This window comes from Streptomyces sp. BV286 (assembly GCF_019090165.1).
GTDB lineage: Bacteria > Actinomycetota > Actinomycetes > Streptomycetales > Streptomycetaceae > Streptomyces.
Genome location: NZ_JAHRIB010000059.1, coordinates 34,018 through 51,247 on the forward strand (window position 1 = coordinate 34,018; position 17,230 = coordinate 51,247).

Genomic DNA, 17,230 nt, shown 5'->3' on the forward strand with positions numbered 1-17,230 from the left:
ACAGGGTTCCGCGGGAATGCGCGGCTGTCGCTCATCGCCGCGCCCCCTCGTCTCCCCGGGCCGTGTCTGTCCACGACCGGTCGAACGACTGGGCGGACGCCGACAGGTATAGTCCACTTCCCGCCAGCGGAGCAAGATCGAATGCACAGTTGGCCGACACTCTTTCCCGAAGTGAGACCTCGCGGAAATATGAGCTGCCCGCAGGCCCGCCGCACAGCGAGCACCCAGGGAACGATCAGCGCCCGAACAGGAAGCCGACAGGTGGACCCCGGGGCGGACCATTCGGGCAGCTGTCGCGATTACCCCCGTACGCCACGTCCAACACCCTTGACATCGCTGGACACTTGACTCCCTACTGGACCTTGCGCAGCGAAGCTGACAACGTTGTCCAGGCGCACGTGACAGGGAGGGTGCTGGCGCATGCACCACAGATCTCGGCAAGGGTCTCTGCACAGATCTCGGCTCAGACGGCACGGATGGGGTTCCACGGCGGTCCTCGGAGCGGCCGCCTTCGCACTGGTGGTGGCCTCGCAGGGCGCCGCCGTAGCCCGTCCAGGTGAAGCGGCGGCCGCGGAGCGGGAGTTCGGTTCCTCCTTCGAGGCGGGTGATCCAGCACCCGACTGGCTCAACACGGTCGACACCGCGCCCGACGGCACGAAGCGGTCGTCGGGTGTCGACGGCGGCTACAGCACCGGCATCCCGGGCAACGTGACCGACCACGTCACCGACGTCCGCGCGAGCGGCGAGAACCCCGGCGGGGGCGAGGTGAAGGAGAACCTCGTCGACGTGGAGCCCAGCACGAAGTGGCTGACCTTCGCGCCCACCGGCTGGGTGGAGTTCGAGCTGGACGCCCCGGTCGAGCTGGTCACGTACGCGCTCACGTCCGCCAACGACCACGACGAGCGCGACCCCGCCGACTGGACCCTCAAGGGCTCCACGGACGGCAAGGACTGGAAGACCCTCGACAGCCGCACCGGCCAGAGCTTCGGCGAGCGGTTCCAGACGAAGTCGTACCAGCTCACGGAGCCGGCGCGGTACCAACACTTCCGGCTCGACATCACCCGGAACAACGGCGGGGCCGGCGCCACGCAGCTCGGCGACGTCCAGTTCTCCACGGGCGGCGACGAGGCCCCCACGCCCAAGGACATGATCTCCCTCGTGGACCGCGGCCCGAGCGGCTCCCCGACCGCGAAGGCGGGCGCGGGCTTCACCGGCAAGCGGGCCCTGCGGTACGCGGGCACGCACAAGAGCGACGGCCGCGCCTACTCGTACAACAAGGTCTTCGACGTGAACGTGGCCGTGGGCCGCGACACCGAGCTGGCGTACCGGATCTTCCCGTCGATGGCCGACGGCGACCGGGACTACGACGCCACGAACGTGTCGGTGGACCTCGCCTTCACGGACGGCACCCACCTGAGCGACCTGCGCGCCCAGGACCAGCACGGGTTCGCGCTGACGCCCCAGGGGCAGGGCGCGTCGAAGGTGCTGTACGTCAACCAGTGGAACAACGTCGTCTCGCGGATCGGCTCGGTCGCGGCCGGCCGGACGGTCGACCGGATCCTGGTCGCGTACGACTCGCCGAAGGGCCCGGCGAAGTTCCGCGGCTGGCTGGACGACGTGAACCTGAGGGTCGAGAAGCCCGAGAAGCCCAAGGCGCACCTCTCGGACTACGCGTCGACGACACGCGGCACCAACTCCAGCGGTGGCTTCTCCCGCGGGAACAACTTCCCGGCGACGGCCGTGCCGCACGGCTTCAACTTCTGGACGCCGGTGACGAACGCGGGTTCGCTCAGCTGGCTGTACGACTACGCGCGCGCCAACAACGCGGACAACCTGCCCACCATCCAGGCGTTCAGCGCCAGCCACGAGCCCAGCCCCTGGATGGGTGACCGGCAGACCTTCCAGGTGATGCCGTCGGCCGCCGCCGGCACACCGGCGACGGGCCGCACCGCCCGCGCGCTGCCCTTCCGGCACGAGAACGAGACGGCGCGCCCGTACTACTACGGGGTGCGGTTCGAGAACGGGCTGAAGACGGAGATGACGCCGACGGACCACGCGGCGGCCCTGCGGTTCACCTACCCCGGTGACGACGCGAGCGTCCTCTTCGACAACGTCACGGACCAGGCGGGTCTCACCCTCGACAAGGAGAGCGGGACGTTCACCGGCTACTCGGACGTGAAGTCCGGCCTGTCGACGGGCGCGACCCGGCTCTTCGTGTACGGGGTGTTCGACGCGCCGGTCGTCGAGGGGGACTCCTCCGGTGTGAAGGGGCATCTGCGGTTCGACGCGGGCGAGGACCGCACGGTCACGCTCCGCATCGCCACGTCCCTGATCAGCATCGACCAGGCCAAGGACAACCTCCGTCAGGAGATCCCGGACGGCACGTCCTTCGACACGGTCAAGTCGCGCGCCCAGAAGCAGTGGGACAAGATCCTCGGCAAGGTCGAGGTCGAGGGCGCGACGCCGGACCAGCTCACGACCCTGTACTCCAGCCTGTACCGGCTGTACCTGTACCCCAACTCCGGTTTCGAGAAGGTCGGTTCGAAGTACCAGTACGCCTCGCCGTTCTCGCCGATGCCCGGCCCGGACACGCCGACGCACACCGGCGCGAAGATCGTCGACGGCAAGGTGTACGTCAACAACGGCTTCTGGGACACCTACCGGACGACCTGGCCCGCCTACTCACTGCTGACGCCCGGTCAGGCGGGTGAGATGGCCGACGGGTTCGTGCAGCAGTACAAGGACGGCGGCTGGACGTCGCGCTGGTCCTCGCCCGGCTACGCGGACCTGATGACCGGCACCTCGTCGGACGTGGCGTTCGCCGACGCGTACGTGAAGGGCGTCGACTTCGACGCGAAGTCGGCGTACGACGCGGCGGTCAAGAACGCGACCGTGGTGCCACCCTCGGCCGGCGTCGGCCGCAAGGGGATGGCGACCTCGCCCTTCATCGGCTACACGAGCACCGAGACGCACGAGGGCCTGTCGTGGGCGCTGGAGGGCTACCTCAACGACTTCGGCATCTCGAAGATGGGACGGGCCCTCTACGAGAAGACGGGAGACAAGCGCTACAAGGAGGAGTCGGAGTACTTCCTCAACCGCGCCCAGGACTACGTGAAGCTGTTCGACGACAAGGCGGGCTTCTTCCAGGGCCGTGACCTCAAGGGCGACTGGCGCGTCGAGTCGTCCAAGTACGACCCGCGGGTGTGGGGCTACGACTACACCGAGACGAACGGCTGGGGCTACGCCTTCACCGCACCGCAGGACTCGCGTGGCCTCGCCAACCTGTACGGCGGGCGCTCCGGGCTCGCGAAGAAGCTCGACACGTACTTCGCGACCCCCGAGACCGCCTCGCCCGACTTCGTCGGCTCGTACGGGAGCGTCATCCACGAGATGACCGAGGCGCGTGACGTGCGGATGGGCATGTACGGGCACTCCAACCAGGTGGCCCACCACGTGAACTACATGTACGACGCGGCCGGTCAGCCCTGGAAGACGCAGAAGAACGTGCGTGAGGTCCTCTCCCGCCTCTACACGGGCAGCGAGATCGGACAGGGCTACCACGGCGACGAGGACAACGGCGAGCAGTCGGCCTGGTACCTCTTCTCCTCGCTGGGCTTCTACCCGCTGGTGATGGGAAGCGGCGAATACGCCGTCGGCTCACCGCTGTTCACCAAGGCGACCGTGCACCTGGAGAACGGCCGGGAGCTGGTGGTGAAGGCTCCGAAGAACAGCGCGAAGAACGTGTACGTGCAGGGGCTCAGGGTCAACGGCAAGGCGTGGAAGTCGACTTCGCTCCCCCACTCGATCGTCTCCCGCGGTGGCGTGCTGGAGTTCGACATGGGGCCGAAGCCGTCCTCGTGGGGCACCGGGAAGAACGCGGCGCCCCCGTCGATCACGCAGGACGACAAGGTGCCGTCGCCGCGCGCCGACGTCGTCGTGGGCGAGGGGGCGCTGTTCGACGACACCTCGGCGACGAACGCGACCGTCGCGTCCGCGGATCTGCCGACCGCCGGCCGGGTGGAGGCCGTCCAGTACACGCTGACGTCGTCCGACCGCGCCAAGGCTCCCAAGGGCTGGGTGCTGCAGGGCTCGTCCGACGGCTCCACGTGGAAGGACCTCGACAAGCGGTCCGGCGAGTCGTTCACCTGGGACCGGCAGACGCGGGCGTTCTCGGTGGCGGCGCCCGGCGCGTACACGAAGTACCGCCTGGTGCTCGACGGTGAGGCGACGCTGGCGGAGGTGGAACTGCTGAGCTGACGCACGGCTCGGCACCCGCACGGCGCACACGGCACCGGTTACGGCAGGACGGTAACCGGTGCCGTGTCGTTGGCGGGGTCGGGATCCCGGCGGTCGGTCCCGGCTGCGTCCGCGACCCTCACGCTGCCCTCGCCCGGCCCGCCGAGGCGGAGCGTGAACACGAAGGTGCGCGCTTCGCCGGCTTCGAGCCCGCTGCCCACGGAGCAGGAGTACGTGCCCCGGTCCAGGTCGCAGGAGGGTTCGTACACGTCCTCGTCGATGGCCTCCATGGGCTGTTTCGCCACGGTGGCGCTCTGCGGCGGGGTGAACAGCAGTGTCGTGCTCCCCGGGGTGGCGGGCCCGTTGTTGCGGACCTTCAGGCGCACCTCGTGCTCGCTGCCGCGTGCGCCGCTCACCTCGACGGGGAAGACCTCGAAGTCGGCGTGCGTGTCCACCCGCACCTCGCTCCACACCTCGCCGCCGGCGAACGTCCCCCTCAGGTCGGGGCCCTTCGCGGCCCCGGTCGTCAGCCGGGGGCCGTCGCCGCGGTCGCCGCCCTCGGGCACGGCGCTGTTCTTGGCGGGGCCCATGTCCAGAGCCCATGCCTCCTGAAGGAACGAGGAGTACATCTCCGTCCTGGCGACGTTCAGCGCCAGGGCCGGGCGGAGGACGACCGCCTGCCCGGGCGGTATGCGCACGCCGGGAAACTCGCACACCGTGACGGAGTCCTTCTGGAGCTCCGGGTAGCGGCAGTTGCCGTACCGGTGCTCGAAGCGCAGACCCGTGCCGACGGCGAGCTTCAGGCCGACGCCCCGGACGGGCACCTCCCCGGTGTTGCGGACCACGACGGGCGTGCTGAGCACGGAGCCGGGGCCGACGTCCTCGAACACCTTCGTCGTCCGCACCTTCACCACGGGCTCGCCGACGACGACCCGGGTGCGGGCGCTGAGCGTCTTCCCGTTCCGGGTCGTGAAGCTGAAACGCACCGACCCGCTGTCGCCGGGCCTGCTGCCGGGGGCCGCGTAGGGATACACACGGTCGATGTCGGACCAGCTGTCGTAGGTGCCGCTCACCCGGCAGACGACCCGGGTGCCTGTCCCGGCGCACCTGGGGTTCTTCTTGCGGATCTCCGAGATCTTGAGCCGTACGGCCCGCTCCGACCCGGTGACGTCCACCGTGAGCCGATGGTCCTGTGTCCCGACGTGGCTCCTCGCCTTCACGTCCTCGGCCCGGACGTGGAAAGGCACCTTGTCCGTCGGACCGGACCCGTCCCCGGGCGGCCGGAGATAGAACAGGTCCGGCACCGCGATCCCCGACTTCTTCGCTGCGCCGGCACCCGTGCCGCAGCCGGCGAGTCCGCCCAGCGGCATCACCAGTGCCAGGCAGACGGCCGCGGGCCGCAGCACAGTCCCTCGCGCGCGCATGGCTCCTCCCGGGGAGACCGTCGTGGAAGATCGCCGGATCGCACACGCTACCGCTTGCGAGGAACGGGAGTCCGGTCCAGCCGGTGCAGCGGACACTCGGACGGACTGGGAGGCCAACTGGTTTGACAGCGTTGTCCGTTGGAGGAGTAGAGTCGGCTTCAGATCATGAGACAACGTTGTCTTCCACGTCCACTGGTCGACACAAGCCACGCTCCACCCGTACCGGCCTCCCCCGACCGGTCCGGCTCGCGGACCCGGTGGACTACGGTCACCGGGTCCGCCCCGAGCAGTGGGCCGGCTCAGCCCGGACGGCACGCGAGGGCCGTCGCCGGATCACCTCCGGACCCCTCGACGACGTATCCGAACGTGGTGCTCTTGCCCGGAGCGAGCGATCCGTTCCAGTTGGCGTTGTGGACCATCACGTTCTGGCCCGTGTAGGTGGCGCTGCCGCTCCACAGGCTGGCGACCGACTGACCACCCGGCAGTGCCCAGTCGACCATCCAGCCGAGCAGCGGGACGTCACCGGAGTTGGTGACCGTCACCTCGGACTGGTAGCCGCCGGACCAACTGCCCGTCGTACGGCGGGTGGCGGAGCAGGCGCCGGGCGGGGGCTCGGTCGGGTTGCCCGGGTCGTGGATGCCTGTCACCTCTCCGTTGCCGCCGTCGAAGACGATGTCGGAGCAGGAGTAGAAGGTCTCCGCGCTGTCCGAGCGCTGCCAGACCATGTAGATGAGGTGGCGGCCCGACTTGCCGGCGGGGAGCTTGCCGGACCAGGAGTAGTTGGCCTCGACATTGCCCGGCGATCCGTTGAGCGGCGGATGGTCGACGCTCAGGAACGGCCGCTCCTCCAGGTCGTTCCAGGTGAGCGCCCTGGTCGGGTCGAAGCCGTCCTTGGTGACGTAGACGTAGAACCAACCCGGGTGCGCGGCCCAGGCGTTGTAGGAGAAGTCGACGGTCGCGCCCGAGGTCAGATGGGTCAACGGCCAGTCGGCGCTCGGGGTGTTGAAGCCGGTGAAGTTGGTGTTGCCGCCGCTGCACAGTTCGCCGTCGGGCACGAATCCGCGGGTGCGGCCGGCGCCGTCGGAGCGGAGCACCGAGAACCAGTTGTAGAACGGGGTCGTGCCGCTGACCTGTTGCGCCTTCTTGCAGGCGGGGTTGACCGGTTTGATCTCACCGGTGTCGGTGAGCCCGTCCTGCCAGCACAGGAAGGTGCGGCTGCCGGGCTTCATGGGGGTGCCGTGGGCCTTCGCCTCGCCGCCGGCCGAGACGACCAGACCGAGCGCGGGGATGGTGACGACCAGGGCCAGCAGGATGAGGAGGAAGGCTCTGAACCGGGCGGGGACGGGTAGCGGTAATCGCCGGGGCGAGCGGGGAGTCGATGTTGTCAGGGTCATGACAGGCTGAACCGTCCCTTCGTTCACAGGGCGTGGGGAGCCCGTGTGCGGGTGGGGGTGTCGGCACGTCCGGGGTATGCATACGCGAGGCGGGAGCGGGCCCGGGGTGGGTTCCGGTCCACCGGAGTTGGGAGCGCTCCCACCCCACGTGCCTTCGAAGCTAGCGCGGACCGCAACCGCTGTAAACGCCTGGCGCAAGGGGCCCGTGCCCGGCCGACCTGCGCATGGCAACCGCCAACCACCCTGGCCGAAAGAGGCATTGGCACCCCCCGGCCACGGGAATCGCTTGAGTCGTTCTCCGCGCGGCACCCACTCTGATCACTGGCTTCCGCCCACCAGGCCGGAAGCGTTGTCAGTGTTCTGGGGAGGACGTCCACCCATGCGAAGACTCCACGCCCTCTGGGCCGTGGCCGGAACGGCCGGACTGCTCGCGGCCGCGGTCACGCCCGCGACGGCCGGTCCCGGGGGCCCGGCCACCACGTCCGACGCGACCACGAGGGCCGGTGCGGGGACCGGTGCGGAAGCCCGCGCCGGGACCACGAAGACCGTCACCCTTCTCACCGGTGACACGGTGTCGCTCACCGCCGGACCGGACGGCAAGCAGGCCGTCGACGTCCGGCGCGGCAAGGGCCGTGAGGCCGCCACCTTCCTGTCCACCGAACGCGACGGCGAGGTGAGCGTCCTCCCCTCGGACGCGATCCCGCTGGTGCAGGCGGGCCGTCTCGACCCGGCCCTGTTCAATGTCACCCAGCTGGTGAAGCAGGGATACACGGACGCGAAGACCGGCACCACGCCGGTGATCGCGACGTACACGAAGGGCAGTGCGACGCCCGACGGAGCGCGCCGCACGCTCGCGCTCCCCGGCATCGACGGCGCCGCGCTGAGCGCGAAGAAGTCCACCGCGTTCTGGGCGGACATCGCCCCGGCGCTCGGCACCGAACCCACCACCAAGACCGCGAAGCGACTCGGCGAGGGCATCGACAAGATCTGGCTCGACGCCCAGGTGAAGGTGTCCCTCGATGTGAGCGTGCCGCAGATCGGCGCGCCCGAGGTGTGGCAGTCGGGCTACGACGGAAAGGGCGTCAAGGTCGCCGTCCTGGACACCGGCGTGGACACCGACCACCCGGATCTCGTGGAGAAGCTCGGTGAGACGAAGAGCTTCGTACCGACCGAGCCGGTGCGGGACGGCCACGGCCACGGCACCCACGTGGCCTCCACGATCGCCGGCTCGGGCGCGGCCTCGGACGGCAGGCTGGGGGGCGTGGCACCCGGTGCGGAGCTGCTCGTCGGCAAGGTGTTGGGCAACAACGGCCGCGGCCAGACCTCCTGGATCCTCGACGGCATGGACTGGGCCGCGCGCTCCGGTGCGAAGATCGTCTCGATGTCGCTGGGCGGTGACGCGACCGGCCCCTCCGACGTACTGAGTGAGACCGTGGACGAGCTGTCCGCGTCCACCGGCGCCCTCTTCGTGATCGCGGCAGGTAACGCCGGCCCGTCCGCGCAGACCCTCGGCACCCCGGGCATCGCGGACTCCGCGCTGACCGTGGGCGCGGTCGACAAGTCCGACCAGCTGGCCTCGTTCTCCAGCCGCGGCCCACGGCTCGGTGACTCGGCCGTCAAGCCGGAGATCACCGCGCCGGGCGTGGGGATCGCGGCGGCCCGTGCCGCGGGAACCAACATGCCGGGCAGCACGCCTGTCGGTGACAGGTACACGAGGGTGAGCGGCACGTCGATGGCGACCCCGCATGTCTCGGGCACCGCGGCACTGGTCGCGCAGGCCCATCCGGACTGGACGGGACAGCAGATCAAGCAGGCCCTGGCCACCACCGCCAGGACCAGCCCCGACGCCTCCGTGTTCGAACAGGGCGACGGCCGCGTCGATGCCGTACGGGCCGTCGGCCAGGGCGTCTTCGCCACTGCGGCACTCAGCTTCGGCACGTACGAGGCGGACGACGGCGCCGAGGCCGCGGGCAAGGAGATCACCTACACCAACACCACTGACGAGCCGGTGGAGTTGAAGCTGGCGTCGTCGCTCACCGAGGCCGCCCTGGGCGCGGACGTCGTGACCGTCCCGGCGAGGGGCACCGCCACCGTCGCGGTCACGGTCGACCCGGCCGGGGAGGCCGAGGGCCGCTACACGGGTCACGTCACCGCGAGCGCCGCGGACGTCCGGGTCACCACGGCCGTCGGCTTCGAGATACTGCCGAAGACCTACGACCTGAAGGTCTCTCTGCTGAACCGGAGCGGCCAGCCGTCGACCTCGGCGTCGATCTTCGTGCTGCAGGAGCTGAACGGCGCGTACCCGGACTCGCACGGGTTCCTCGGCCGCGGTTACACCTTCAAGGTGCCGGCCGGTACGTACTCCATGGCGACCTGGATCCCGGAGCGGGACGCGGCGGGACTGGAGGTCGCCACCTCCGTCGTCGGTGATCCGGAGATCAAGGTCGACAAGGACACCGAGGTCGTCTTCGACGCCCGCAAGGCCGTCGAGATCAAGCCGCGGACGAAGGAGAACTCCGAGTTCCAGAGCTTCAGCACCAACTGGCACCGGGAAGGACCCGGGACCGCCTTCGGGGCGACCTACGCCCAGAACTGGTGGACCGACCGCATCTATGTCGCTCCGACCGAGAAGGTCACCGAGGGCCTCTTCGAGTTCACCCCCAAGTTCCGTCTGTACGAGAAGGAGCTGACGGCGAGCGTCAGCAGCCCCGAGAAGTACGCGCTGCCTCTCGACTACTCACAGAGCGACACCCCTCAGACGAAGTTCAGCGGTAAACGCACGGTGCGGGCGGTGGACGCCGGCAGCGGCACCGCGGCCGACTTCCAGGGGCTCGACGTCAAGGGCAAGGTGGCGGTGGTCCGGCTGGCAGCCGGGATGACGGCCGACGAGGCGGTGGCCAACGCGACGAAGGCCGGGGCCGGTTACGTCATCGCGTACCAGGAGAAGCCGGGGTACTGGATCTCCTGGGTGGACAGCACGACGATCCCGCTGATGGTCGCCACCGGCGAGGACGGCGCGAAGCTCGGCGCGCTGCTGAAGAGCGGGAAGAAGGTCACGCTGAAACTGGACGGCACCGCGGTCAGCCCGTACGTCTACAACGTGATGTTCCCGCAGACCGATGCCGTCTCGAAGAACCAGACGTACTCGCTGAACAGCTCCAACACCGTGAAGCAGAAGGTCCGTTACCACGGAAGCCGGGCAGGTGACGTCGGCAAGGACGCCGTCTACCGGTACCGCCCGTGGCAGGGTGCCGCCATCGAGACCAGCCAGTACGTCCCCCTCGGTACGACGCGCACCGAGTACTACAACGTGGATCCCGACACCCGCATCTGGAACACCGTCACCCCGAACTGGCAGACGAACAGGGGCCAGTGGAACGACCTGCGGACCTTCGGCAAGGCGGGCAAGGCGCCCACCGAGGAGTGGCTGCGGCAGGTCGTCCGCCCGGCGGCCAGTGAGCGGTACGGGCTGTCCCAGCGCACCGGCGACAAACTCGCGCTGCGGATGCCGGAGTTGAGTGACGGGACACCGGGCCACTACGCGAGTGTGGACGGCGTTCAGGACACCGCGAAGGGCACGCTGTACGCCGACGGGAAGCTGGTCGGCAGCAGTGCGCTCGGCGGGTACGGCACCTTCGACGTCCCGGCGGCGAAGTCCTCGTACCGCTTCGTTCTCGACGCGCAGCGCAAGGCCGACTGGGTCAGGTACTCCACCAGCACCCACACCGAATGGTCCTTCGCGTCGGCGCACACGACCCAGCAGACCGCGCTGCCGCTGCTCTCCGTCGACTACGGCCTGGACGGGCTCGACCTGCTCAACCAGGCGGAGTCCAAGCGGAAGTCGAAGCTCGAACTCTCCGTCCGGGACCAGAAGTCGAGCGTCACGGCCCGTGAGCTGAGGACCTGGGTGTCGTACGACGACGGCGCGTCCTGGAAGGAGGTGAAGGTCCGAAGCGGCAAGGCGGAACTCAAGCACCCGAAGGGCGCCGATTTCGTGTCCCTGCGCGTACGGGCCGCCGACCGGGACGGCAACGCGGTCGACCAGACCGTGGTGCGGGCCTTCGGCCTGAAGTAGACGGCGGACCACGCCGGTACGACACCGGCCTTAACAAAGATCGCCTACCGTGCCGAGCCATGGTGAACACGGCATACGGCACGGCAGGAGAAAAGAACCCGGCAGGACCGACCCCTGCCGCGAGCCCCTGGGCCGCGGTGGGGGTGTCCGCCTTGGAGGAGCGGGTGTACCAGGCGATCCTCCACCAACCCGACGCCGGCGCGGCCGGCTGGGCCCTGCTGACCGGCGCCTCCCCGGCCCGGGTGCGCGAGACCTGCAACCAGCTGCTCGGACTCGGACTGCTCCAACCCCCGGACTCCATGGGCGGGTTACGGGCGGTCGACCCACGGGTGGCGGTCCGCGCGCTGATCCGCAGGCGCGAGACGGAGTCCGAGCTTCTCGCCGCCACCGCCGAGGAGATGGGCACCGCGTACGAGGCCGGGCTGCTGCGGGAGGAACCGTCCCGGCTGATCGAGGTCGCCTCGGGCGAGGGCGCCATCGCGGCACGTCTGGAGGAGATGTACGCACGCGCCGAGCGGGAGGTGTGCCTCTTCGACACGCCGCCGTATCTCGCCCCGCCCGCCCCGCAGGTGGATCTCCAGGCCGATCTGCTGCGCCGCGGGATCGTCTCCCGCGGGGTGTACGCGGCGGCGGCCCTGGAGGACCCGAAGGTGCTGTCCCGCACCTGGAGGATGATGGAACTCGGGGAGCAGGCCCGGGTGTTGCCGTCCGTGCCCCTCAAACTGCTGGTGGTCGACGGGTGCCGGGCGATGCTTCCGCTGACCGCCTCGGCGGCGGGCGGTTACTGCGCCGTCGTGGTGTGGCACTCGGCGGTGACGGAGGCCCTGCAGAAGCTCTTCGAGATGGCCTGGCAGCAGGCGACCCCGCTCGGCCAGCCGACCGTGAAGGGCGAACTCCTCGAAAGCGAACGGACGTTGATCGGGCTGCTGGCGGCCGGGATGAAGGACGAGGCGGTGGCCCGCCATCTGGGCGTGAGCCTTCGGACCCTGCGACGCCGGGTGAGCGAACTGCAGGAACGGCTGGGGGCCGCGAGCCGGTTCCAGCTGGGGGTGCGGGCCGCTCAGCGAGGCTGGCTGTAGCCAATCAGCTCGGGAGCGTCAGGGCGAGCGGCCTGACGTGAGTCGTCCAGGACGGTCGGGCCGCGCTCCCCATGGGAGCGCGGCCCTTCGCCGTTCGGCGTGCTTGCGGAGCAGGCTGCCTACTTGCGGATCAGGCTGCGCAGGACGTACTGCATGATGCCGCCGTTGCGGTAGTAGTCCGCCTCGCCGGGGGTGTCGATGCGGACGACGGCGTCGAACTCGACGCCGGTGTCGGTGGTGACCTTCACCGTGCGCGGGGTGGTGCCGTTGTTCAGCTCCTCGACGCCGGTGAAGGAGAAGGTCTCCTCGCCGGTGAGGCCGAGGGACTCGGCGCTGGCGCCCTCCGGGTACTGGAGCGGGAGCACGCCCATGCCGATGAGGTTCGAGCGGTGGATGCGCTCGTACGACTCGGCGATGACGGCCTTGACGCCGAGGAGCGCGGTGCCCTTGGCGGCCCAGTCACGGGACGAGCCGGAGCCGTACTCCTTGCCGGCCAGGATGGCCAGCGGGGTGCCCTGCTCGATGTAGTTGCGCGAGGCGTCGTAGATGAACGACACCGGCGCGTCCGGCTGGGTGAAGTCCCGGGTGTAGCCGCCCTCGGTGCCCGGCGCGATCTGGTTGCGCAGGCGGATGTTGGCGAACGTGCCGCGGATCATGACCTCGTGGTTGCCTCGGCGCGAGCCGTAGCTGTTGAAGTCACGACGCTCCACACCGTGCTCGGTGAGGTACTTGCCGGCCGGGGTGTCGGCCTTGATCGCGCCGGCCGGGGAGATGTGGTCGGTGGTGACCGAGTCGCCCAGCTTGGCCAGGACGCGCGCGCCGGTGATGTCGGAGACCGGGGTGGTCTCCATCGTCATGCCCTCGAAGTACGGGGGCTTGCGCACGTAGGTCGACTGGGCGTCCCACTCGAAGGTGTTGCCGGTCGGGATCGGCAGCGCCTGCCACTGCGCGTCGCCCGCGAAGACGTCCTGGTAGGACTTGTTGAACATGTCCTCGCCGATGGCGTTCGCCACGACGTCGTTGACCTCGGCCTCGGTCGGCCAGATGTCTTCCAGGAAGACGGGCTTGCCGTCCTGGTCGACGCCGAGCGCGTCCTTGGTGATGTCCACCTTCATGGAGCCCGCGAGGGCGTACGCGACGACCAGCGGCGGGGAGGCCAGGTAGTTCATCTTGACGTCGGGGTTGATCCGGCCCTCGAAGTTCCGGTTGCCGGAGAGGACCGAGGTGACCGCGAGGTCGTGGTCGTTGACGGCCTTGGAGACCTCCTCCGGCAGCGGGCCGGAGTTGCCGATGCAGGTGGTGCAGCCGTAGCCGACGAGGTTGAAGCCGACCTTGTCGAGGTAGGGGGTGAGCCCCGCCTTGTCGAAGTAGTCGGTGACGACCTTGGAGCCCGGGGCGAGCGTGGTCTTGACCCACGGCTTGCGGGTCAGGCCCTTCTCGACGGCCTTCTTCGCGACGAGCGCGGCGGCCACCATGACGTACGGGTTCGAGGTGTTGGTGCAGGAGGTGATGGCCGCGACCGTCACCGCGCCGTGGTCGATCTCGTACGTCGAGCCGTCGGGGGCGGTCACCGTGACCGGGTTGGACGGGGCGCCGTTCGGGGCGACGGCCGGGGAGTCGGAGGCCGGGAAGGACTCCTTGCCGGCCTCGTCCACGTCGTCGACGTAGTTGCGGACGTCCGTCTTGAACTGCTCGGCGGCGTTCGCGAGGACGATGCGGTCCTGCGGGCGCTTCGGGCCGGCGATGGAGGGGACGACCGTCGAGAGGTCGAGCTCCAGCTTCTCGGAGAAGTCGGGCTCGGCGGCCGGGTCGAGCCAGAGGCCCTGCTCCTTGGCGTACGCCTCGACGAGCGCGACCTGCTGGGCGTCACGGCCGGTCAGGCGCAGGTACTTCAGGGTCTCGTCGTCGATCGGGAAGATCGCGGCGGTGGAGCCGAACTCCGGCGACATGTTGCCGATGGTGGCGCGGTTGGCGAGCGAGGTCGCGGCCACACCCTCGCCGTAGAACTCGACGAACTTGCCGACGACGCCGTGCTTGCGGAGCATCTCGGTGATGGTGAGCACGAGGTCGGTGGCGGTGGTGCCGGCCGGCAGCTCACCGGTCAGCTTGAAGCCGACGACGCGCGGGATGAGCATCGAGACCGGCTGGCCGAGCATCGCGGCCTCGGCCTCGATGCCGCCGACGCCCCAGCCGAGCACGCCGAGGCCGTTGACCATGGTGGTGTGCGAGTCGGTGCCGACGAGGGTGTCCGGGTACGCCTGGCCGTTGCGGACCATCACCGTGCGGGCCAGGTGCTCGATGTTCACCTGGTGGACGATGCCGGTGCCCGGCGGGACGACCTTGAAGTCGTCGAACGCGGTCTGGCCCCAGCGCAGGAACTGGTAGCGCTCCTTGTTGCGGCCGTACTCCAGCTCGACGTTCTGGGCGAACGCCTCGTTGGTGCCGAACTTGTCGGCGATGACGGAGTGGTCGATGACCAGCTCGGCCGGGGAGAGCGGGTTGACCTTCGCCGGGTCGCCGCCGAGCTCCTTGACGGCCTCACGCATGGTGGCGAGGTCCACGACACAGGGCACACCCGTGAAGTCCTGCATGATCACGCGGGCGGGCGTGAACTGGATCTCCTGGCTGGGCTGGGCCTGGGAGTCCCAGTTGCCGATGGACCGGATGTGGTCGGCGGTGATGTTCGCGCCGTCCTCGGTCCGGAGCAGGTTCTCCAGCAGCACCTTCAGGCTGTACGGAAGGCGGGCCGAGCCTTCCACCTTGTCCAGCCGGAAGATCTCGTACGACTCGTCGCCCACGCTGAGCGTGCTACGGGCGTCGAAGCTGTTCGCCGACACGACAGTCTCCTTCATTCATGTGCGCGTACCACCGCATCCTGCCGCCACGCCCTCTTGGCCGATCCGCTAAGGTGAGGCTAAGTTAGGTAACCCTTACCGGTCCCGGGCGGCTGCGGCACGCCTCGGCAGATATCTCGATGTCGAGATAACTCTAGTACATGACCGCTGGGCGGTCATGCCCGGAGGGTGTGTCCTGTCACGCATCGGGGCCGGGCGGACCCGTTCCCTCCAGGACGAATGCCACCCCGGCGGACACTCCGCACGGACTCCCGCCGGCGACTCCGGAGCCGAACCCGCCCCGGACTCAAGGCCGTTCGGCGTACCGACCGGCATTCGGGGTACCTGGGTCCGGACGAAAGGAGGCACTCATGGCCCTCACGTTCCGCAAGAGCTTCCAGATCCTGCCCGGGGTGCGACTGAACATCAACAGGAAGTCCTGGTCCATCACCACGGGCGGCCGCAACGGGCCCCGGCAGACGCACAGCAGCACGGGGCGGCGGACCACATCGATGGACCTGCCCGGCCCCTTCGGCTGGCGTCGCACCACCACCAGCAAGCGCCCCAAGCGCCGCTGAGGCAGCGTCACTCCAACGGCTCCCCCGAGATGCCGCATCTCATATGTGAGATAGCCTGCCGCCATGGCAGACGACTACCTCGTACGCATCGGCAAGCTCATCCGTGACGCCCGTCAGCATCGGGGCTGGACACAGACGCAGCTGGCCGAGGCGCTCGGCACCAGCCAGAGTGCAGTGAACCGCATCGAGCGAGGCAACCAAAACATCAGCCTTGAGATGATCGCTCGAATCGGTGAAGCGCTGGACAGCGAGATCGTCTCGCTCGGCTACGCGGGCCCGATGCATCTGCGCGTGGTCGGCGGCCGCCGGCTCTCCGGCTCGATCGACGTGAAGACCAGCAAGAACGCGTGCGTGGCGCTGCTCTGTGCGACCCTCCTGAACCGGGGCCGCACGGTGCTGCGCCGCGTCGCGCGCATCGAGGAGGTGTACCGCCTTCTGGAGGTGCTCGGCTCCATCGGCGTACGCACCCGGTGGATCAACAACGGCGTCGATCTGGAGATCGTGCCGCCGGCCGAGCTGGAGATGGCGGCCATCGACGCGGCGGCCGCCCGCCGCACCCGCTCGATCATCATGTTCCTCGGCCCGCTGCTGCACCGCATGGACAACTTCAAGCTGCCGTACGCGGGCGGCTGCGACCTGGGGACGCGGACCATCGAGCCGCACATGATCGCGTTGCGGCGGTTCGGTCTGGACATCGCGGCCACCGAGGGCCTCTACCACGCGCGCGTGGACCGCAAGGTGACCCCGGGCCGCCCCATCGTGCTGACCGAGCGCGGCGACACGGTGACGGAGAACGCGCTGCTGGCCGCCGCCCGCCACGACGGCACGACCGTCATCCGCAACGCCTCCTCCAACTACATGGTCCAGGACCTGTGCTTCTTCCTGGAGGCCCTGGGTGTCCGGGTGGAGGGCATCGGCACCACGACGCTCACCGTGCACGGCGTGCCGAACATCGACGTCGACGTGGACTACTCGCCGTCCGAGGACCCGGTCGAGGCGATGAGCCTGCTGGCCGCCGCGGTCGTCACCGAGTCCGAGCTGACCGTGCGCCGCGTGCCGATCGAGTTCCTGGAGATCGAGCTGGCGGTCCTGGAGGAGATGGGACTCGACCACGACCGTACGCCCGAGTACTTCGCGGACAACGGCCGTACGCGCCTGGTGGACCTGACCGTCCGGCCCTCCAAGCTGGAGGCGCCGATCGACAAGATCCACCCGATGCCGTTCCCGGGTCTGAACATCGACAACGTTCCGTTCTTCGCGGCCATCGCGGCCTCCGCGCAGGGCAAGACGCTGATCCACGACTGGGTCTACGACAACCGCGCGATCTACCTCACGGACCTCAACCGCCTCGGCGGGCGACTCCAGCTCCTCGACCCGCACCGCGTGCTGGTCGAGGGCCCGACCCGCTGGCGCGCCGCCGAGATGATGTGCCCGCCCGCCCTGCGCCCCGCGGTCGTCGTCCTGCTGGCGATGATGGCGGCCGAGGGCACGTCCGTACTGCGGAACGTGTACGTCATCAACCGCGGCTACGAGGAACTCGCCGAGAGGCTCAACTCGGTCGGGGCGCAGATCGAGATCTTCCGGGACATCTGACACGCGGGTGCCGCCGC

8 protein-coding genes are annotated in these 17,230 nt (G+C 69.3%); 5 read left to right on the plus strand and 3 right to left on the minus strand.

What is annotated here, in order from left to right:
• Positions 1–420 precede the first annotated feature (420 nt).
• Positions 421–4,257, plus strand: coding sequence for a GH92 family glycosyl hydrolase (locus KUF83_RS08275; RefSeq protein ID WP_217453932.1), 3,837 nt, complete (start codon positions 421–423; stop codon positions 4,255–4,257).
• Positions 4,258–4,295: 38 nt separating this feature from the next.
• Here KUF83_RS08275 and KUF83_RS08280 read toward each other — a convergent pair whose 3' ends face one another.
• Both KUF83_RS08280 and KUF83_RS08285 read right to left on the minus strand, forming a co-directional pair.
• On the minus strand, positions 4,296–5,660 hold the full coding sequence (locus tag KUF83_RS08280; protein WP_254643544.1) for a DUF11 domain-containing protein: 1,365 nt from the start codon (positions 5,658–5,660) through the stop codon (positions 4,296–4,298).
• Positions 5,661–5,959: 299 nt separating this feature from the next.
• A complete protein-coding gene (locus KUF83_RS08285) occupies positions 5,960–7,054 on the minus strand; it encodes a lytic polysaccharide monooxygenase (RefSeq protein ID WP_217453933.1) in 1,095 nt (364 codons plus the stop codon).
• Positions 7,055–7,433: 379 nt separating this feature from the next.
• Here KUF83_RS08285 and KUF83_RS08290 point away from each other — a divergent pair, with 379 nt between their 5' ends.
• Positions 7,434–11,129 (plus strand): S8 family serine peptidase, encoded by a 3,696-nt coding sequence (locus KUF83_RS08290; RefSeq protein ID WP_217453934.1) that lies wholly within the window; start codon positions 7,434–7,436, stop codon positions 11,127–11,129.
• 59 nt (positions 11,130–11,188) lie between these two features.
• Positions 11,189–12,208 (plus strand): helix-turn-helix transcriptional regulator, encoded by a 1,020-nt coding sequence (locus KUF83_RS08295; protein ID WP_217453935.1) that lies wholly within the window; start codon positions 11,189–11,191, stop codon positions 12,206–12,208.
• Positions 12,209–12,327: 119 nt separating this feature from the next.
• Here KUF83_RS08295 and acnA read toward each other — a convergent pair whose 3' ends face one another.
• Positions 12,328–15,045, minus strand: a complete 2,718-nt coding sequence (gene acnA / locus KUF83_RS08300) for an aconitate hydratase AcnA (protein ID WP_308402945.1) — start codon at positions 15,043–15,045, stop codon at positions 12,328–12,330.
• 368 nt (positions 15,046–15,413) lie between these two features.
• On the opposite strand from acnA, the gene KUF83_RS08305 reads away from it, so the two are divergent.
• Both KUF83_RS08305 and KUF83_RS08310 read left to right on the plus strand, forming a co-directional pair.
• Complete coding sequence (locus KUF83_RS08305) at positions 15,414–15,620, plus strand: DUF4236 domain-containing protein (protein ID WP_217453937.1); 207 nt, start codon at positions 15,414–15,416, stop codon at positions 15,618–15,620.
• A 63-nt stretch (positions 15,621–15,683) separates the two neighbouring features.
• Positions 15,684–17,213: a UDP-N-acetylglucosamine 1-carboxyvinyltransferase gene (locus KUF83_RS08310; RefSeq protein WP_217453938.1), complete on the plus strand. Its 1,530-nt coding sequence runs from the start codon at positions 15,684–15,686 to the stop codon at positions 17,211–17,213.
• The last annotated feature ends 17 nt before the right edge of the window (positions 17,214–17,230 follow it).

Bases quoted from the DNA above. Each gene is read 5' to 3' on its own strand.
- KUF83_RS08280 (WP_254643544.1), bottom strand. From the start codon at position 5,660: ATGCGCGCGCGAGGGACTGTGCTGCGGCCCGCGGCCGTCTGCCTGGCA.
- KUF83_RS08295 (WP_217453935.1), top strand. From the start codon at position 11,189: ATGGTGAACACGGCATACGGCACGGCAGGAGAAAAGAACCCGGCAGGA.
- KUF83_RS08305 (WP_217453937.1), top strand. From the start codon at position 15,414: ATGGCCCTCACGTTCCGCAAGAGCTTCCAGATCCTGCCCGGGGTGCGA.
- KUF83_RS08290 (WP_217453934.1), top strand. From the start codon at position 7,434: ATGCGAAGACTCCACGCCCTCTGGGCCGTGGCCGGAACGGCCGGACTG.
- KUF83_RS08310 (WP_217453938.1), top strand. From the start codon at position 15,684: ATGGCAGACGACTACCTCGTACGCATCGGCAAGCTCATCCGTGACGCC.
- KUF83_RS08285 (WP_217453933.1), bottom strand. From the start codon at position 7,054: ATGACCCTGACAACATCGACTCCCCGCTCGCCCCGGCGATTACCGCTA.
- KUF83_RS08275 (WP_217453932.1), top strand. From the start codon at position 421: ATGCACCACAGATCTCGGCAAGGGTCTCTGCACAGATCTCGGCTCAGA.